Raw genomic sequence first — 16,662 nt, forward strand, 5'->3', positions numbered from 1 at the left:
CCGATGATCCTGGTCAACGACTCCGACCTGGAGCGAGCGGCTGCTGGCGAGGTCGACCTGGAGCTCATCACGCTCGAGTATGTCGGCGATCGCTCGTCTATCGCGACGGGCGCACTCGTGTCGCAGGGGTACTGGCCGTCGACGGCACCGCTCAACGGCGGTACTACCTATGTCGCGTTCGTCCGCGACGAGGGGCTCGGCTACCTGGAGGCGCGCGAGGACGTCGAGGTCTCCTACGCGCCGGAGGACATCGCCGAGGCGCTGCTCGCGCAGAACTACCTGCCGAGCAACGTCTTCGGCGACGCGCTCAACACCGAAGTCCGCGACCGCCTGGAGAGGGCGCTGGACTTCGAGTGGCAAGGGCGTTCCGAGGAGGCCAACCGCAAGGAGCTTCGTGCCGTCGCCGGCGTCGACGACGACGAGGCCGACGCCGAGGACGACGGGCCAGACCGCGTCGACGAACTCGTCGACGAGTACAGCCGCGGAGAGCTGAAGGACGCCGCCGAAGCGCTGCGGGAGTCGACAGACGAGATCTCGCTACAGTCGAAGAAGCGAGAGTTCGCCGCGTGGCTCGCCGAACAGCCGCCTGACAACGTCGCCGACGAACTGGAGGGGTAACGCGTGACCGACTCCGTCGACACGATCTACCTCGATGACCACACCGACGAGGCGGCCGTTCAGACGGCGCTATCGGACTGGCTCGCGAACAACGCAGTCACCAGCATCGATCACACCGACCTGACGCGGCTGACCCGTCGTCGGGCGCTCGTGATCATCTGGTACACGGCGTAAGATGCTCGCCCAGTACTGCCACGTCGTCGACGTGCTGCGGAAGTTCAACCCGCAGCTCACCGAGTCGGCGATCGAGTCGGACGACTACATCGGCTACTCCGACCTGGCGCAGATCCAGGCGCGGATCGACGCCGTCTCCTCGGACTTCGACGACAAGACTGGGCGCGCTCTTCGCGAACTCCGCGTCGGGTCACCTGGGATGCCGGCGACCTACGAGTACCAGGACGCACGCAACGCCGGACGGGGGAGCCGTCCGATCCGCGTGTCGCTCGACCACGACAACATCATCCCACTCGATCCGAGCACGGGCGATGTGTTCGAAGTCCGTACGGGGAAAGACTCCTGGCGAGACATCACGCCGTACGCTGGCAGCAAATACAGCCTCAACCACCGCGACGGTGCGGTGAAGATCTGGCAATGGCTCCGTCAGCTCATCTGGTGGGGCGCACCTGACGACCGCTACCTACGGACGTCGTATCGTTACGGCGCGCTCGGTGGCGACCGCTCCGAGGGAGGCCAGACGACGCTCGCGAGCAGCGCGACCGACTCGACGACGACGCTGTCAGTCGAGACCGCCGGTCGCCTGCCGTCGACGGGGTTGTTGCTCGTCGCGAACGACGAGTACGTCCGGATCGAGTCGGTCGACCACGACGCGGATGAGCTCACGGTCGAGCGCGGCGTCCGCGCGACAACCCCGGCCGCCCACGACGCCGGCGACGCCGTCCACTACTGCCCGGAGACTGTCCGCGACGCGATCGCCGGGAAGGTGGCCGAGGAGCTGCTCCGGTACGACGACTGGGTCGACGAGCTCCCCGAGGCCTCGAGCAACCTCGGCGGCGTGAAGAAGACCGAGGCGTGGGAGGACGAGTACGATCAGGCACTCGCGAAGCACAGCGGTGTGCGGAAGCTATGAGGTGACCGGATGGGGTTCGACATCGACACCACGGAACTCTCGGCGGCGGCTGGAGAGCTCTCCGACGAGATCGCCCGCGAGGTGGCGAACCGGTGGTTCTCCTACAGCCAAGAGAGCCTCCAGGACGCCGGCGACACCCTCGACTACGAAGTGTTCCCAGTCGTCCAGTCCGGTATTCCCCCCGAGCGCGACGGCACCGGCTACAGCTTCTACTACACGCACCTCGCATCGCCGTTTTTCCATGATGGCACGAAGCCACACGAAATCCGTGCGAAGCGAGGAGAGTTCCTCGCGTTCGAGTGGCCCGACGCCCCGGCCGACGTCCAGCAAATGTTCGAGGACACCTTCCCCACGGTGTTCTTTAAAGAGGTGCAGCACCCCGGCACCCCAGCACTCCGGTTCGTTTCGGGTAGGCCTCGGACTCGTGCCCAGCGGTGGGCGGAGGACCAATCATGACCGCGACCCAGTACCTGCTTGCGTATCTCGATGCCAACTGGCAGACCGACATCACGGGCCGGATCCAGCCGGTCCCGAAGCCGAGCATCGAACGCGAGCACGAAAACACGAAGCGGATGCTTGGGACGACGGACCTACTCGAGGTCGGCGGAACCGACACCGACTACGCGGCCGGCGGGTTCTACTACTCTGAAGAGGACGCAGACTCCTCGGTAGTAATCGAGCTGCGGACGAAAAACCGGCGCGACGACGACACCGGCGACCGCATCGACGGCTACGAGCGGCTATGGGGCGTCCGCGACGAGAACAACGACGAGGAGCGTTGGGGCGGACTCGTCGGCGAGTGCCGGCGACTGCTCCTCGAGATCCGCCGTGGATCGAAGGAATGGGACATCGTCACCGCCCCGGAGGCCGTCGACACCAGCGACAACGTCGGCCAGGGTAACTTTCGGGCTGACATCCGTGTCGAGCTGACGAGCATCGCGAACCCGATCGACACGAGCACATGAGCGACGACTCACCAGGTCCGGATGTTTCGGAACTCATGGACGACGCCGACGTCTCCGATGAGCGTCGCGAGGGGTTCCGTGAGGGGTTTCGGACGGCGATGAAGATCGTCCACAGCGCCAGCGGGACGTACCTCGCGGCACTCGAAACTGGCGCTGCGGGCGGCGAGGAAGAGCCCGACGAGAGTCGCTGCGACGACTGCGGTGACGAGCTCGTCGATGGGATGGGCGGCCCGATCTGCCCGACCTGCGACCTGTAGCCAACACACGAGCGAGTACTCATGCCAGTCACAACCGGTAGCGACGTCATCATCAACATGCAGTGGGAGTCCGCCCTCGCCGACGGGGCCGAGGCGGATGCTGACCCGTTCGTCCCTGGCGGCAACGCCGTCATGGACACGAACGAGGTCACGAACAACGGCACTCGGATCTATCTCCCGGCGTCGAACCGTGCGTTCGACATCAAGCCTGGAACCTTCGAGGGGGCGTGGGCGATCTCGTTTGACCTCACGTCACCGTGGTTCCTCCGAGCGATCCTCGGGTCACCGACGACAGTCGACAACGGCGACGGGACCTACACGCACACGTACGACGGTGACCCCGAGCCGTTCCAACTGCTCGAAGGATACGAAGGCGCGGGTGTCGAGCGTGGGGTGGCAGGGTGCATCGCCCAGAACGTCACCGTCGATCCGACCGTCGACGAGGACACCGCGCGTGTGACGATGGAGGGGTTCTTCGTCGACGACGGTTACGACACGCCAGCGTCGCTCACGTCGCAGGCGGAAATCTCGAAGAGTGTGCTCGGGTACGAGCACGCGACCCTGTCGCTCGACGGCACCGAGGAGAAGATCGTCCGGGACGCGTCGCTGTCTCTGTCGGCGAACACACGGCCGTACGACGGGTTCGGGCAGCGGACCTCGATCGACTACTTCGTCGGCGCGTTCGAGCCGACGATCGACTACACGAAGGTCGAAGACGACCCGTCGCCGACCCTCGACGACGTCTACGGCGCGTCCGGATCCGTCGGAACGCCATCGACCAAGCCCCTCACGCTTCCGTTCGACAACGGCGAAACGGGGAGCGCGACTAACGAGATCGAGTTCGGCTGCTCGCTCACATTCCCCGAGAGCCGGAGTGAGGACGGCGCTGGTGACTCCGACGCCGCACTTGAACAGACGCTGAATCGGATCATCGGCGACGTCGTCGTCGATGCGACCAACGGCAACGCCACGGCGGTGTAATAGCATGCCCGAGACCAACACCCCCACGACTGTCATCGACCTACACGACCGACTCGACGATCTGCGCGAGCAACTGAACGCAGCCCGCGCCCGTCGCGACGACCTGGAGGCGAAGTCCGAGCGCCTCACCGTCGTCGACGAGGCCGACGACACAGCAGACGATCCAGATACGATCACACGCCAAGAAGCGACCGACCTGGAGGCAGACTACGCCGAGGCGTGCGAAGATATCCGCGAGTGGCGGTTCGCGATCGCGCGGATCGAGCGCTCGATCGCCGAGTGGGAGGGGCATTCGCTTCCGAACCGAGCCGACCGCAGCCTCGACGAGTTGGATTCAGCACTCGAGGAGATCCCGGTCGAAGATCTCAACGCCGAGTTCCGCATCCAGCAGCTCGCCTACGGCGCTCGCAACCGTGTGAACGACAAACTCCGAACGCGGACCGTCAACAGCGGTGGCGATGATCCGCGGACAAAGGTCGGTGCGTACGACTTGATGATGATCGAGGAAGCGCTCGTGGAGACACCGTCCGGTGCACCAAGCGACCCCAAGCAGCTCGACGCGCCGGTTGGCTCCTGGCTCGCGGAGAAGGTGAACGCCTACAACTCGCGAGGTGAGACTACTGCCCGCGATTTTTCGCTGTGGGAGTAGAACAACAGGAGCGCGAGACCGCGATCCTCATGCACCACGTCGCCCCGCCGCACGAGCTCTTACTCGTCGACGCGATCACGTATCTGGATAACCGCGACACGGTGATGACCGAAGAGGCGCTCGCGAACGGCGTCACCGCACCAACCAACTGACATGCCAAGCGACTACGAACTCAAAGGAACCGTCGTCCCGGAAACAGACGGCCGCGCGCTCGAACGCGAAACCGGTCGGATGGAGCAGGCGTTCAACCGTGCAACCGAACTGACACCGTCTCTCGATCTCTCAACAGCCCGCCGGCAGGTCGAAGGGCTGCTCGACCGCGTCCCTGGGGTCGGATCGGGTATCGTCGGTGGCCAGCGACAGCAAGGGCGGTCGTCGACGAACGTCTCGAAGGCGATGCTGAAGGAGCTCACGTCGATCCGGCGAACGCTCCAGAAGGATGCTGCCACGGACGACGGTGGTGGCGCAGGGGCGGCGGCAGCGGCGAAAGGGACACTCGCGGCTACCGGTGTCGGTGGTCTCGGAGTGCTTGGCGGCGCGCTCGGCATCGGCGGTGGTGCGCTGGCCCTCTCCGGATACGCCGCATCACAGACCGACGGCCCGGTCGGTGGTGGGAACAACCCGTTGCAGATGGGCGAGGATCGCTCAAGCGCGACGTTCGACTTCAGCGGCGCGGTCGCAAACGGCCCCTACTCGGATACGGGCATCCGTGGAACCGATAAGTCGACATCCGAGTTGCTTGAGGAGGTCCCCGACCTCAAAGTCGACTGGGGGACCGAGACTGGAGGCATCCCAGACATCTCGTTTACGGACCAGCCTGAGTGGATGCGAGAGTGGTCGTGGCCCGAACTCCCCGACCTCGCGAGCGCGACCGACTGGCCCGAGCTCCCGGAGCTGTCGGAGAGTGTGGACTTCCCCGAGTATCCCGATCTCGCGAGCACGGTCGACTGGCCTGAGTTCGAGGAGCCACCGTGGCTCTCGCGGGCGTTGCGGATCCTGGGCGGTGACAGCCAGTCATCTGAGCGGCAGAGCGACTCCGGTGGCTACTTCGTCCCCAACAACGCCGACCCCACCCAGTCCAGCGGCGTCGACGGGCGCGTCGGCATCGGCGGCATCGAGGTCAACGTCGGACAGAACAACGAGGAGCTGATCAACAAAGCCATCTCCGAACTCGAAAAACAGATCAAGCTCGGAACGGACTAACGCGCGGAGATCTGTCGAGACAGCAGGCCAATCCCAGCACACCCTCCAGCACCAAACAGCGCGAGCACGGAGAGTATCACGATGGATGTCCCCGAGAACGCATCGAAGCCAGGGCCGAATATCAGCCCGATCGGGGCGAACACCAGAGCCACGGCAACGAGATACGCTCCGAGCCCGAATGACGCGGATGCACTCGGCTCGCCGCTCAGGTAGATGACGCAGACGATCGCGATAGTGCCCAACACGATCCACGTGATAGGTGGCCTGGTGTTCAGATACACCACCAAAATCAAACCCGTGATAGCTGCCGGTGGGAGGGCGGCAAGGACTGTTTTCCACGATGTCGGCCGGACGGACTCCGGCACTCGCTGAAGCGGACCCATACGTTCCACGCCTCACCGACCGAGTAAAACAATTCCCCCAGAGAGACCATGATAGAAGTTCCCGAAGTAATCCTCGAAGCAAACGTAGCGGGACAGCAACGCGAAGGCCGATTCCAATTCCCGGGTGGGGAAAACGGATCGGCGTTCGTCGAAGAAGTCGGCCGTACTGGATTCCTCGCCGAGAATCAGGCGTCCTCGCTCACCGGTCTGTTATCGAAATACGTCGACGACGACGCAACGACTCGCGCAGGGATTAACGTCGATTTGGGCGGTGGAGAACACGCCACCCAGATCGCGTTCGCGATCCAGGCGACGACGACACTCCCAGACGGATCGACGCCGAACTGGGGCGACGGGTCGGCGAACGAGCTGGCGGATGCGTCGGCCTCTGAATCGGCAGTCGCGATGCAGTCGGTGTTGATGCGCTACTGGCGCGCTGGGACACCCGATTCGCTGGCCCCGGGGACGCTTCGGTGGGGGCAGTACGGCGACGAAGCGCCGGCATTGGACATCCTCGTCGAGCAGCCGCAGCTGCGCGTCCCGGTCGGAGAAAACACGCTGACGGGGTCGATCACACTCGTCGACACGTTCGACCTCCGAACGGCGCTGTCCCGTCGCGACACACCCGAGTGATCACCATGCAACGACAACTCTACCAGGCCGTCGTACCGGACGGGAGTCAACTCTCAACATCGACCCAGATCCGCCGCCAGACCCAATCGCAGTCGCCCCTCGGCGAAGGGGCTGCGACGGCAACCCCGATCTCGTTAGAGCCTGGCGAGTACGCACTCACAGGATACTACTACGGCGATGGCGCGGGGAAGATGGCGACCGAGATCGAGGAGCTGTTCGACGCCAGCGGGTTCGGTGTCGTTCCGTTCTACGCGACCGAGGAAACCAGCGACGCCGACGGCTACTACACGCTCCGCGACGTGCAGACGGAGCCGTTCAGGCCGCAGACTGAAGGAAACATCCACCGGTTCGACGGCGTCCTTGAGCCGGCAGGTACCCGCCGCACCCACCTCCGCTCGGTCGACACGTCGCCGGCTGCACTCTCCCAGACCATCGCGACGCCGACGACCGAGCAGCCGTACGTCGGCGTTGGCGCTCGCGCCACCCTCGTGCGCTGGTACGACGCCACCTCGGGCTCACTTGACCCCGCGACGCCGGTCGACACCGTCGAGACGGAGTTCGGCGCGGTCGACCGCTACGATCCCACCGCTGCCCCGACTGACGCGCCGGAACTCACGTTCTCCCTCGCGTACCAGGCCGAGGGCGACCGGGACGTCGTTGCCTGGAGCACCGAGGGCCACGCCGACAAGACGGACAGCGACGGCGTCGTCCACTGGCGCAGGCTGTATGCCACCAGCAGCGAGCCGCGCGGAGCGCTCGTCCTCTCGACGCGCGCCATCCGCGTCACGATCGACGAGGACGCGGGCACCCTCACCGCCGAGGAGTGGGACGCCAGCGCCGCCGGCGGCGACGGTGCGTGGACCGACATCGCCCTGCCCGCGAGCGACTGGGAGCCCGTCGACGTGGATCTCGTCTATCTCGGGCCCGCTCGCATCCAGGCGCAGCTCGTGTTCGAAAACTCTTCGACGGGCGAGTTGGCGACCGTCGACGGGCGGTGGCATCGCGGCTGGGATCGCGTGCAGTGGTCGCGCGCTGTCGACACCGAGCCCACGCCCAGCGGGCTGGTGGATCTGTTGGAGCCGACTGCCTCTCAGAGTGTGGAGTCGCCCGGGAGCGAGGCTGGGCTCGTGAAGCGCAGCGGAGAGGTGCGACGGTAGATGGTCCAGTTGATAACGAGCTTCGAGTCGGGGCTGGACAGCTTCAGCGGCTCGAAGGGGTCTCCGGGATGGGAGACACAAACGTCGTCGGCGACGGACGGAGATACTGCTGCACGCGGGGTTACTGACGACTCTGACGGAGAGACGATCGCGTCCACGTCAGGGCTTGCGGCATACCCTGATGCAGGAGATCGGTTCCGTGTCGACTTCCAGTTGGGGGCCGCAGACGGCTCCGAATCGTTGTGGATCCTGTACGCCTGTCAGTCTGAGACGGCTGGCACGAACACCCGTCCGGACTCCTACCGACTGCTGATCTCGGCATCCACCGCGTCGCTTACCGCAATCGGCGGCGGCGGTGAGTTCGCGTCAACGTCGGATGTCTCGCTGTCCGCAGATACGTACTACACGGCCGAGATCGCGTGGGATACTCCAGAAACAGGGAGTGGCGAGCACATCGTCACGATCACCGACGGTAGCGGCACCGAAGTAGCTCAGTTCTCGGGAACGGACACGACGTACACGTCTGGCGGGATTGGTGCAGAAGCGCAGTCAACGGACGGATCGACGACGAACGCGTACGATCTCGATCATCTCCGGCTGCCGTCTCCGCCCGCGCCGGCGACGGCGTCTCAGACGGTTGTCGATGACGAGGAGATCGAGGTGTCCTGGGATGGCGTCGCCGAGGCCGACGACTACCAACTCCAGGTGAGTGAGGACGGCGGTGGGTTCACCACGGTCGCGACACCGACAGCAACCTCGGTCACCTACACGGCGGCAGCGTCGACGAACACACACGAGTTCAGGGTGCGGGCACGCGCGAACCAGACCGAGTCCGAGTGGACGGCAACTGAGACGGTCGCGACCGATCCGTCGTCGCTTGTCGTCACCGACGAGTCGTCATCGGAGATCGATCTCGCATGGGACGGCGCTCGCGATGCAGACGAGTATGCCGTCTACCGTGGGGAGACGAGTGGCGCAACTGTTGGTGACTACACCGAGATAGCCACGACAACGGCGACCACATATACAGACGCGAGCATCGACTCGACCGATGGCGAGAGCTACTTTTACCGAGTGCAGGCGCGGTACAGCGGCGGGGTTGATTCCGCGCTAAGTAACGAGGCCGAAGGGACGACGCCGCTGCCCGCGCCGTCGATCGACTCGCTCGACGACTCGACGCAGCGTGAGATCACGGTCACCTACTCCCTCAACGACAACGCCACCGACGGCGATGTCCTCATCGAGCGGTCGACTGACGGCGGGGCGACGTGGTCCGCGGTCGCGACGATCACGGACCTGTCCGCGACCGAGTGGACTGACACCGGTCTCGACGACGGGACCGAATACTCCTACCGGGTCACGCGCCGCACCGACCACGCCGAGGCCACCAGCGGGACGGCAACGGCGACGACGATTGCGCCCGAGCCCGTGCTCGACACCGCGGTCATCGACGAGGCTGCCGGCGACGTGATCGACATCACGGGCACCGACACGGGCAACTCGGAGCTCCGCCACGTCATCGAGGTGCTGCGCGTCGACCTCGTCGGCGACTCCTGGACGGAGACGGGCGAGGAGATCCCCGCCCAGGCCGGCGACGGGAATGAGATCACCGGCTCGACGGCGGCGCTGCTGGACGGCGAGCGCTATCGCGTCAGGCTCAGGACCGAGTATCCCGACGCGACCACGACGAGCAACCGGATCGCGCGGACGACCGACCTACCTGACGAGGACCAGCCACAGCTGGGCAACGGGGTGGAAGACGAGATCGCTGTCGACCGCGAGTCGGCCGTCTCCGACTACGGCGACGTGCGGATCCAGGTGCGCGAGACGGGCGAGGAAGCGTGGGACGACACGGCAGTCGGGTGGGCCGAGCAGGTGCTCGCGTACGACACGCTCACGACGACGATCACCAACAGGGAGGACGGCGAAGAGTACGAGATTCGCGCTCGCACGGAGACGGAGCACGTCGACGGCGCGTGGACTGACGCGGTCAGTATCGTCACCAAGTTCCCGGGAGCCACGAATCTGCAGGCGACCGCGCAAGGGCGGACCGAGGTCCTCCTCGAGTGGATCGACAACGCGGACAACGAGATCGGCCAGGAGGTCCAGCGGCGCGAGGTGCTCGCGGACGGTTCGGTCACGGACTGGCAGCCGATCGACGACGCGGGCGTCGATGCCGAGTCCTACACCGACGACGGCGTCCTGCCGGGCACGACCTACGACTACCGGATCCGCCCGTACACCGACGACACCTCGGCCCTGAGCAACGTCGACCAAGCCACGACGGACACGGCGCGCGTCCAAACGGCTCCGGTGCCGGCGACGGGGCCGTACGTCGAGGTCGATCACCCCGACGGGCGCACCCTGACGCCGACGGTCCTCGATGACGAGTGGACGCCCCAGGTCAACCAGCGCCCCACCGTCTCGATAACGGTCCCGCAGCGGGACGGTTGGGAGGATCTGGAGGGCGAGCCGATGCGCGTGTGGCTCGACGGCCATCAACTCCCGATCGACACGCTCGAGGGCGTCACCGATACCGTGGGCGGCGAGACGGCGACGACGACGCTGGAGGCGACCGGCGCGCAGGCGCTCGACGAGTACACCGACGACATCCAGATCGACCAACAGGAGACCCACCTCGCCGCGCGCGACATCATCGACGAGTACACGCCCTACGAGCGCAACGTCGACGACCCGGCGACGGACAAGCGCGCTGACGTGCTCATGCTGGCGGTGTCGGGAGCCTCGATCGCCGACGAGCTGCTCGACCCACCGACGGCGACGGACCCGGTGGACGTCAACCAGATCGACGGCGCGATCCAAGAGCAGACAGGGTGGTTCCGCGAGGTGGAGGACACCGACTTCACGGGGACCCAGCGCTTCGCCGACGCCGACGGTAACGACGGCGCGTGGTCGGGCAACCGGTGTGTCGCGCTCTCGGACCCGGGCGACGGCTTCACGGTCGACATCAGCGTCGACCACGAGATCCCACCGGGCGAGTTTGAAGTCCGCTTCCTGGACGCCGTCGTCGACGGCAACCCGGCCTACGAGGTTCGCCTGGACGGCGACGTCGTCGACACGGTCGGCGCAGACACGCTCGGGACTGACGCCGACCGCTTCGATCTCGACTGGGGCGTCGGGTTCGAGCTCAATTCGTCGTCGACGATCTCGCCCGGCATCTATTCGGTGACGCTGGAGTGCACGGCCGCGGGCTCGGGGACGATCTACGCCGACGTCGCCCACGTTCGCGACGATCGCGAGAGCTACACCTTCGACGACACGCCCGTCGACGGCGTCGTCCAAGGGCCCGAGCAGTACCCCGCCGAGACCGATGTCGTCCTCGACGATATCGCCTCGATCGAGCAGGTCGTCGCCGGCGAGCTCGAGGTCGCGATGTCCTCGACCGCGGGCAGCCAAGCGGTCGCCATCTCGAACGACGAGGGCGAAACGTGGATCGAGACTGCGAACAGCGAGACCGTGTCGGGAGAGTTCGCATCTGCCTCGAACCAGATCCGCGCTCGGGTGACGCTCTCGCGGTACGCCAGCGACCCGACCACGTCGCCGGCGCAAGGCGACGCAGGGCAGTCCGTCGATGATCTGGAGGTGCGCGCCAGCCTGGAGGACACGCCCGTCACCTTCGACGCGAGCTATCGCGACCGCCTCGGGCGCGTGCTCGCGGACCTGGCGCAGGACGGCCGCATGGTGTGGGAGGTGCGCCGCGATCCCGACGCGCCTGCCGACGATCCGGAGGGCTACATCATCGAGTGGACGCAGATCGGCCAGCGGACGCGCGCCTCGACGCAGCCCGTCACCCGGCTGGAGCGTCGCACCACGCTGGAGACGGCCTACGACCGCGTGGTCGTCTTTGGTCGGTCGACACGCGCCACCGATGTCGAGTGGTCTGTCGACGCAGTCGGGACGCTCGTCGGGCTGGGTGACTCGTGGGTGGTGCCGGGGAGCGAGCGTATCTACGATCCCGACACGGGCGAGGTGTTCGAGCGCGGCGACGACTACCGCATCGAGTGGGACATCGGCGGCATCGAGATCCTCCCCAACTCCCAACTCGAGACGGGGGCGACCTACGCCGCCGACTACGACTGGCGCTTCCGGGGCGAGGCGACGACCGCCGGCGTCGACGCCAGCGAGGCGCGCACCACCGAGCAGGCGATCCCCGGTGCGACCTCCGGCCGCGAGTGCGACCAGCTGGCGCTCAGCGTTCTGAAGGACGTGCAGGAGGCGCAGGTCGAGGCCGAGATCACGCTGTTGGAGTCGCGGCCGGACGTGCCGCTCGTCGAGGCGCTCTCGCATCCCCGACTGCCGCCCGGACCCCAAGAGGTGCGCGGCGTCGACGACGGCGCGGGCGACGAGCGCCGGTATCGGCTGGCGAACCGGCGCACCGTCGAAGAGATCATCGCCGACGTGCGCGAGGATATCGACAACCTCGCCGACGTGGTGTGAGCAGATCGCCAGACGGCGTCCATTACGACCACTTGTGGCGACGGTCGCGATGACCCGCGCCGACCGGCGCTGGCGAGCACCACTTTGCACATGCTACCCGAGACGACGGCCAGCGTGGCCCCGATAGTCGCATCGCTCGTCAGCCTCACGGCGCTGCTGCTGTTCGTCCGCGCGCTCCAGGGCCCGCGGACGCGTCGGTGGCTCGGTCCTGCTGCGGACTGGTGGGAGACACTCCGGCGCGCGGTGCTCCCGCTGCTCGACCGCGTCGCTCGCCGGCGACTCCCAGGCGACCACTTCGCGGCCTACCACCTCCCCGAGCGCGAGATCGTCGGCGTGATCGACGCGCCGCCCGATCGCGTGGAGGCGATGTTGTTCGAGGCCGGCTTCCGGAGGATGCCTCTGGCGGCGCTCAAGACCCTACCCGACGGGCGTGTCGAGGTCGGCTCGTGGGCGTGGCGTGACAGTCCGCTCGCCGAGCTCCAGGACCACGCGATCCTCTTCGCGGCCGCCGGCGGTGACCAGACGCTGGTCGCCGCCCACCAGGAGGCGAACGCGCTGAACCCGTGGACCGCATGGGACCACTACCGCGGCGTCGGGCTGTCGGCGCGAGAGGGTGAGCGCGCCGTTCGCGAGCGGCTCGACGAGGGCGTGTGGATGGAGTAACTCGTCGGTCTACGGGCTGGATACCTCTTGCCGGAGTTCCTCTGCTTCCTCCTGTAGACTCTCGGACGTTCTGGTGTACTTATCGACTGTATCTGGGAGACTCGACATACTTCTGAGCTCCCGGGCGACACGTTCGAACTCTCTGTTGGCGTCGATCGCGAGTGATTCGGCCCGATCGTAGTTATTGGTCCGTTCAGCGACTCGACCATCGTTCAACAACCCCACTCCGTATCGCAGGTCTTCGATGAAGGTCGTGAATCCGGAGATTTTCGACCGATCGGTACGGAGGGCATCGATCTTGTCGGCGAACGGCAGCGGGTAGTCCCTCCCGTCGCGGTATGGATTCTCGGCGGAGTTTATCGATTGCCTGTCCTCGTTTAATCTCTCTCGCAAGGTTTCGAGGCGATTCTCGATCGTCGTCTCTTCGCGATCTTCGATAGCATTCGCGATGTCGAAAAGGCTGTTTTGCGTCTGAACGATTCTGTTCTGTGCCTCTGCTATCGGAACGATAACACCCCCTAAGTGGTCGATTCGCTGTAGTTCTGATTCGAATGGCGTGACCTCCTGGTCGAGTGCGTCATCAACGATCCTTCGAGCTTTCAGCGCGGGTTCGGTGACTGCTGTCTTGTTGAAACCGGTTTCTGGAGTGATGTCCAGGATTGACTGACCGCCTTCTCTGGTGAACGTCTGCATCGCGTCATCAATCGCTGCCTGAGCAGCCTCGGTGTCGTCGGCGACCTGGTTATACACGGTTCGGGTGTACTCGGCCAACTGAATGGTGTGCTCTGTAACAAGAGACTGTTCGCCGCTGATCGTATCCGTAACGGAGATATTCCCGGTGTGGGTGCCCGCGGGCCAGCCCGCTGTGTCGACGGTGGTATCGTACTCTTGGACGACGAACTCTTCGCCAGTTTCGGTGACCGACGACGTTACCTCTGTGGTTGGCCCAACCGGCGGTTCGAAGAGCACGCGGACTTCCCCTTCTGCCGTTCCGTCGTGTGCCCAAAGATCGAACGTCGCCGTGACGTTGAGCGTCGCACCCCTCGGAGTCGCATCTCCTCGGTAGTCTCCGTCGACGGTGATGTCGCTGTTCCTGATCGCCGGTTGTGTCGTCTCCGGTTCGGGCGTTTCCGTGGGCGTTGACGTTTGTGTCGCCGTGTCTGTCGGAGTGGGTGATTCTGTCGCAGTCGACGGCTCTGACTGCTGTACTGTCGTGGAGGGCTCCGTCGGCTCCGAACTGGTGCCTCCACAACCCGCAAGACCCACGACAGAGAGCACCAGGAACGATCGACGGTTCATGCAGCTAACCTACAACTGGATGGAAAAAAGAACACGGGCCACACTCACGACTCAATTGTCGGTCTCCTGCCCCTCGAGTACCGCTACTGCATCCGTCACCGCGTCGTCAGTCCCGCTCGGCAGCCGGATCGCCTCGACGCGGTCGCCCTCGAGGTCGACTGGCTCGTCAAGGAGCAACACGGCCGGGCGATCGTCCGGGTCGCCGGCGAGCTCGGCGGTCGTCTCCTGGTCGCCGACGTCGACGTCGATGCGGGGGCCGTCGTCGGTCGCGACGATCTCGACAGAGATGAGCGTCCCCTCCGAGTCGGCCGGGCGACGCCACGTGATCGGGCCGAGCGACTCGCGATCGGTCATTCGTCTGTCGGTGGTCCGTATGGGAGCCTCTCGATGACTGCATGGAACACGTTTCCGTGCTCGTTGTCGCGGAAGATCGGTCGCTCTCCCCTTGAGTCGAACAGCGTGTACTTATCGCGCCACTCGGCTTCGAGCGTCTCGCGGTGGTCGGCTGCAGCTTCCCGCGTATCGAACGCACGGTAGTTGTACGACTCTCCGGACTCGAGTTGCTCACGCACGACGAACAGGCGACTCTCGGCCATGCTGTCGGCTACTATCCCGCGTATGTTAACAGCGAGCCACGCGCGGTGAATGTAAAGTTTCGTCAGCCGGACAGTTGCTCGCGCGCCTCCTGGACGCGCTGGTGTTCGCGCCGGTCACCTCCCTGGTCGGGATGGGTCTCCTTGAGGCGCTGGCGCGCGGCGGCCTCGACGACCGCCTCGGAGGCGTCCGGCGAGACGCCCAGCACCGCGTGGGGATCGTCGACGGTCGGCTCGGCCGCGCCGGCGACGATCACGTCCGCGGACTCGTCGCCCGGCGGGAGGCGGGCGGTGTCCATCGTCGACTGGGCGGTCGTGACCCCACACTTGTCGGCGAGGCGCATCCGGCGGGCGTACAGCGCGATCGCGCGGGCGTTCTCGCGCTGGCTCTCCCACCGGTCGCACGCGAGGACGTGCTCGTCGTCGGCCGCACCGTCCTCGCGGCGGAAGCGCGCGACGACGCCCACCTCGTCTGGCTTGTCGTGTTGGTGCGGGATGTTGGGTCTGTCCGCGTAGTGCTGGCTCGCCGTGTCGATGTCGACCGAGCCCTCGGTCGCGCCCCACCGCTCCAGTTCGTCGACGATGCTCTCGAACGACTCCTTGCGCGTGGGCGAGAGATCGCCCGGGTACGGCTCGCGCTCGGCCGGGTCCGTGCGGGGGTACTCCGCCGGCCACGCGAGATCGCCGTCAGTCATCGAGAGTGCACCTCGGCATCGTCCTTGCACTCGGGACAGAGCCCCCCGCCGCCTGACCCACACTCGTCGCAGGTGTTCTCCAGCGTGTCAACGTAGTCGTCGCGCATCCGACTCTCTGTCTTGAGGGCCGTGTCGAGCGCGTCGCGAAGCTCTTCGGCGCTCTCGCGTCCGAGTGAGACATGCTGGTTGCACTCGTGACCGCCGTAGGAGTAGCTGGAGACGAGTTCAACGCAGAAGCCACCGCCCGGGACGACGCTCAACTCGAATGTAACATCATCGTGCGAGTGGACGATCATCTCCAGTTCCGCGCCACCGATGCGCTGGAAGAAGCGGTCCGGATCCGGTAGGTCGATGTTGGCGTCACTCGGCATCGTCCACCTCCACGCGCTCGACTAACACCTCGTCAGCCCCGCCGAGGAGAGCGCCGGCGACGGCGTGTGCGGCGTCGTACTCGGCATACTCCGAGTTGGATCGCCACCCACTCCCGTCGATATGCAACTCGATCCCACCATTGACTCGCGCTTCTAAATCACCGACGCGATCAGCGATATCGTCAATCTCGTCAAGCCCCACGCCGCGCGTCTCGCGGAGGTAGTCGTCGGCGATCTCGCGTGAGGTATTGGTTGTCGACTCCTCACTCGACATCGTCCACCTCCAGGATCTCGCCCATGTGTTCGACGGCGTCGTCGACGGCGTCGCGATCGACGCGTTCGAGCGCGTCCACGAGCCGGCGGTACTGCTCGCGCAGCGCCTCGCGATCCGGCTCGTCGGTGGTGGCGGTGCTGTCGCCGCGCGGATCGTCGACGAGCTCGTAGAGGCCCGGAGCGACCTTCGCGACGTGACCGTGTTCGACGAGCCGCTTGAGACGCTCGCTGGCATACGTCCGCGAGACTTCGATCTCGTCGGCGACGTACTGCGGAGTCACACGGCCGTCGTGCAACACGTCGATCACGGCTCCATCAGTCTGGTTCAGATCCTCCGGTGTGAGCACGTTTGCTGTTGATACTCCCATACGACTACA

The 16,662-nt window shown here is 65.7% G+C and carries 22 protein-coding genes; 14 read left to right on the forward strand and 8 right to left on the reverse strand.

Features of this window, described 5'->3' with window-relative positions; translation table 11 throughout:
• The first annotated feature begins 3 nt into the window (after positions 1-3).
• Genes Hbl1158_RS10135 through Hbl1158_RS10180 form a run of 10 tightly spaced genes read left to right on the forward strand, consistent with a single transcriptional unit; the run spans position 4 to position 5,760 of the window.
• Positions 4-618: a hypothetical protein gene (locus Hbl1158_RS10135; protein WP_234297128.1), complete on the forward strand. Its 615-nt coding sequence runs from the start codon at positions 4-6 to the stop codon at positions 616-618.
• Between the two features lie 3 nt (positions 619-621).
• Positions 622-792 (forward strand): hypothetical protein, encoded by a 171-nt coding sequence (locus Hbl1158_RS10140; protein ID WP_234297129.1) that lies wholly within the window; start codon positions 622-624, stop codon positions 790-792.
• Between the two features lies 1 nt (position 793).
• Positions 794-1,705 (forward strand): hypothetical protein, encoded by a 912-nt coding sequence (locus Hbl1158_RS10145; protein ID WP_234297130.1) that lies wholly within the window; start codon positions 794-796, stop codon positions 1,703-1,705.
• Positions 1,706-1,714: 9 nt separating this feature from the next.
• Positions 1,715-2,161: a hypothetical protein gene (locus Hbl1158_RS10150; protein WP_234297131.1), complete on the forward strand. Its 447-nt coding sequence runs from the start codon at positions 1,715-1,717 to the stop codon at positions 2,159-2,161.
• Positions 2,158-2,670 (forward strand): hypothetical protein, encoded by a 513-nt coding sequence (locus Hbl1158_RS10155; protein ID WP_234297132.1) that lies wholly within the window; start codon positions 2,158-2,160, stop codon positions 2,668-2,670. Before Hbl1158_RS10150 ends, Hbl1158_RS10155 begins: the two co-directional genes overlap by 4 nt.
• On the forward strand, positions 2,667-2,927 hold the full coding sequence (locus Hbl1158_RS10160; RefSeq protein WP_234297133.1) for a hypothetical protein: 261 nt from the start codon (positions 2,667-2,669) through the stop codon (positions 2,925-2,927). The genes Hbl1158_RS10155 and Hbl1158_RS10160 overlap by 4 nt, the downstream gene beginning before the upstream one ends.
• A 21-nt stretch (positions 2,928-2,948) precedes the next feature.
• Positions 2,949-3,908, forward strand: coding sequence for a hypothetical protein (locus tag Hbl1158_RS10165; protein WP_234297134.1), 960 nt, complete (start codon positions 2,949-2,951; stop codon positions 3,906-3,908).
• Between the two features lie 4 nt (positions 3,909-3,912).
• Positions 3,913-4,557, forward strand: a complete 645-nt coding sequence (locus tag Hbl1158_RS10170) for a hypothetical protein (protein ID WP_234297135.1) — start codon at positions 3,913-3,915, stop codon at positions 4,555-4,557.
• Positions 4,548-4,709 (forward strand): hypothetical protein, encoded by a 162-nt coding sequence (locus tag Hbl1158_RS10175; RefSeq protein ID WP_234297136.1) that lies wholly within the window; start codon positions 4,548-4,550, stop codon positions 4,707-4,709. The genes Hbl1158_RS10170 and Hbl1158_RS10175 overlap by 10 nt, the downstream gene beginning before the upstream one ends.
• A gap of 1 nt (position 4,710) precedes the next feature.
• On the forward strand, positions 4,711-5,760 hold the full coding sequence (locus tag Hbl1158_RS10180) for a hypothetical protein (protein ID WP_234297137.1): 1,050 nt from the start codon (positions 4,711-4,713) through the stop codon (positions 5,758-5,760).
• On the opposite strand, the gene Hbl1158_RS10185 is transcribed toward Hbl1158_RS10180, so the two are convergent.
• Positions 5,757-6,143, reverse strand: a complete 387-nt coding sequence (locus Hbl1158_RS10185) for a hypothetical protein (protein ID WP_234297138.1) — start codon at positions 6,141-6,143, stop codon at positions 5,757-5,759. The genes Hbl1158_RS10180 and Hbl1158_RS10185 overlap by 4 nt on opposite strands.
• Positions 6,144-6,407: 264 nt before the next feature.
• On the opposite strand from Hbl1158_RS10185, the gene Hbl1158_RS10190 reads away from it, so the two are divergent.
• The 4 genes from Hbl1158_RS10190 (at position 6,408) to Hbl1158_RS10205 (ending at position 13,054) form a co-directional block, all read left to right on the forward strand.
• Positions 6,408-6,776: a hypothetical protein gene (locus Hbl1158_RS10190; protein ID WP_234297139.1), complete on the forward strand. Its 369-nt coding sequence runs from the start codon at positions 6,408-6,410 to the stop codon at positions 6,774-6,776.
• 5 nt (positions 6,777-6,781) lie between these two features.
• Entirely contained in the window at positions 6,782-7,933 is a 1,152-nt protein-coding gene (locus Hbl1158_RS10195; protein ID WP_234297140.1) for a hypothetical protein, read from the forward strand.
• On the forward strand, positions 7,934-12,391 hold the full coding sequence (locus tag Hbl1158_RS10200) for a hypothetical protein (protein ID WP_234297141.1): 4,458 nt from the start codon (positions 7,934-7,936) through the stop codon (positions 12,389-12,391).
• A gap of 90 nt (positions 12,392-12,481) precedes the next feature.
• The gene (locus Hbl1158_RS10205) at positions 12,482-13,054 is read left to right on the forward strand and encodes a hypothetical protein (protein ID WP_234297142.1); all 573 of its coding nucleotides are present in this window, start codon (positions 12,482-12,484) and stop codon (positions 13,052-13,054) included.
• A gap of 9 nt (positions 13,055-13,063) precedes the next feature.
• On the opposite strand, the gene Hbl1158_RS10210 is transcribed toward Hbl1158_RS10205, so the two are convergent.
• The 7 genes from Hbl1158_RS10210 to Hbl1158_RS10240 form a co-directional block, all read right to left on the reverse strand.
• On the reverse strand, positions 13,064-14,353 hold the full coding sequence (locus tag Hbl1158_RS10210; protein WP_234297143.1) for a hypothetical protein: 1,290 nt from the start codon (positions 14,351-14,353) through the stop codon (positions 13,064-13,066).
• Between the two features lie 51 nt (positions 14,354-14,404).
• Entirely contained in the window at positions 14,405-14,707 is a 303-nt protein-coding gene (locus tag Hbl1158_RS10215) for a hypothetical protein (protein WP_234297144.1), read from the reverse strand.
• Positions 14,704-14,949: a hypothetical protein gene (locus tag Hbl1158_RS10220; RefSeq protein WP_234297145.1), complete on the reverse strand. Its 246-nt coding sequence runs from the start codon at positions 14,947-14,949 to the stop codon at positions 14,704-14,706. Before Hbl1158_RS10220 ends, Hbl1158_RS10215 begins: the two co-directional genes overlap by 4 nt.
• A 62-nt stretch (positions 14,950-15,011) precedes the next feature.
• Entirely contained in the window at positions 15,012-15,641 is a 630-nt protein-coding gene (locus Hbl1158_RS10225) for a J domain-containing protein (protein ID WP_234297146.1), read from the reverse strand.
• Entirely contained in the window at positions 15,638-16,012 is a 375-nt protein-coding gene (locus tag Hbl1158_RS10230; protein WP_234297147.1) for a hypothetical protein, read from the reverse strand. The genes Hbl1158_RS10225 and Hbl1158_RS10230 overlap by 4 nt, the downstream gene beginning before the upstream one ends.
• Complete coding sequence (locus tag Hbl1158_RS10235; protein ID WP_234297148.1) at positions 16,002-16,286, reverse strand: hypothetical protein; 285 nt, start codon at positions 16,284-16,286, stop codon at positions 16,002-16,004. Before Hbl1158_RS10235 ends, Hbl1158_RS10230 begins: the two co-directional genes overlap by 11 nt.
• Positions 16,276-16,653, reverse strand: coding sequence for a MarR family transcriptional regulator (locus Hbl1158_RS10240; RefSeq protein WP_234297149.1), 378 nt, complete (start codon positions 16,651-16,653; stop codon positions 16,276-16,278). The genes Hbl1158_RS10235 and Hbl1158_RS10240 overlap by 11 nt, the downstream gene beginning before the upstream one ends.
• Between the last annotated feature and the right edge of the window lie 9 nt (positions 16,654-16,662).

Source organism: Halobaculum sp. CBA1158, assembly GCF_021431925.1.
In the GTDB taxonomy this organism is placed as follows: domain Archaea; phylum Halobacteriota; class Halobacteria; order Halobacteriales; family Haloferacaceae; genus Halobaculum.

Excerpts from the sequence above, each read along its gene's own strand:
- Hbl1158_RS10180 (WP_234297137.1), top strand. The coding sequence starts at position 4,711 with ATGCCAAGCGACTACGAACTCAAAGGAACCGTCGTCCCGGAAACAGAC.
- Hbl1158_RS10200 (WP_234297141.1), top strand. The coding sequence starts at position 7,934 with ATGGTCCAGTTGATAACGAGCTTCGAGTCGGGGCTGGACAGCTTCAGC.
- Hbl1158_RS10240 (WP_234297149.1), bottom strand. The coding sequence starts at position 16,653 with ATGGGAGTATCAACAGCAAACGTGCTCACACCGGAGGATCTGAACCAG.
- Hbl1158_RS10235 (WP_234297148.1), bottom strand. The coding sequence starts at position 16,286 with ATGTCGAGTGAGGAGTCGACAACCAATACCTCACGCGAGATCGCCGAC.
- Hbl1158_RS10170 (WP_234297135.1), top strand. The coding sequence starts at position 3,913 with ATGCCCGAGACCAACACCCCCACGACTGTCATCGACCTACACGACCGA.
- Hbl1158_RS10165 (WP_234297134.1), top strand. The coding sequence starts at position 2,949 with ATGCCAGTCACAACCGGTAGCGACGTCATCATCAACATGCAGTGGGAG.
- Hbl1158_RS10215 (WP_234297144.1), bottom strand. The coding sequence starts at position 14,707 with ATGACCGATCGCGAGTCGCTCGGCCCGATCACGTGGCGTCGCCCGGCC.
- Hbl1158_RS10205 (WP_234297142.1), top strand. The coding sequence starts at position 12,482 with ATGCTACCCGAGACGACGGCCAGCGTGGCCCCGATAGTCGCATCGCTC.
- Hbl1158_RS10225 (WP_234297146.1), bottom strand. The coding sequence starts at position 15,641 with ATGACTGACGGCGATCTCGCGTGGCCGGCGGAGTACCCCCGCACGGAC.
- Hbl1158_RS10150 (WP_234297131.1), top strand. The coding sequence starts at position 1,715 with ATGGGGTTCGACATCGACACCACGGAACTCTCGGCGGCGGCTGGAGAG.
- Hbl1158_RS10185 (WP_234297138.1), bottom strand. The coding sequence starts at position 6,143 with ATGGGTCCGCTTCAGCGAGTGCCGGAGTCCGTCCGGCCGACATCGTGG.
- Hbl1158_RS10220 (WP_234297145.1), bottom strand. The coding sequence starts at position 14,949 with ATGGCCGAGAGTCGCCTGTTCGTCGTGCGTGAGCAACTCGAGTCCGGA.
- Hbl1158_RS10145 (WP_234297130.1), top strand. The coding sequence starts at position 794 with ATGCTCGCCCAGTACTGCCACGTCGTCGACGTGCTGCGGAAGTTCAAC.
- Hbl1158_RS10155 (WP_234297132.1), top strand. The coding sequence starts at position 2,158 with ATGACCGCGACCCAGTACCTGCTTGCGTATCTCGATGCCAACTGGCAG.
- Hbl1158_RS10230 (WP_234297147.1), bottom strand. The coding sequence starts at position 16,012 with ATGCCGAGTGACGCCAACATCGACCTACCGGATCCGGACCGCTTCTTC.
- Hbl1158_RS10160 (WP_234297133.1), top strand. The coding sequence starts at position 2,667 with ATGAGCGACGACTCACCAGGTCCGGATGTTTCGGAACTCATGGACGAC.
- Hbl1158_RS10135 (WP_234297128.1), top strand. The coding sequence starts at position 4 with ATGATCCTGGTCAACGACTCCGACCTGGAGCGAGCGGCTGCTGGCGAG.
- Hbl1158_RS10210 (WP_234297143.1), bottom strand. The coding sequence starts at position 14,353 with ATGAACCGTCGATCGTTCCTGGTGCTCTCTGTCGTGGGTCTTGCGGGT.
- Hbl1158_RS10195 (WP_234297140.1), top strand. The coding sequence starts at position 6,782 with ATGCAACGACAACTCTACCAGGCCGTCGTACCGGACGGGAGTCAACTC.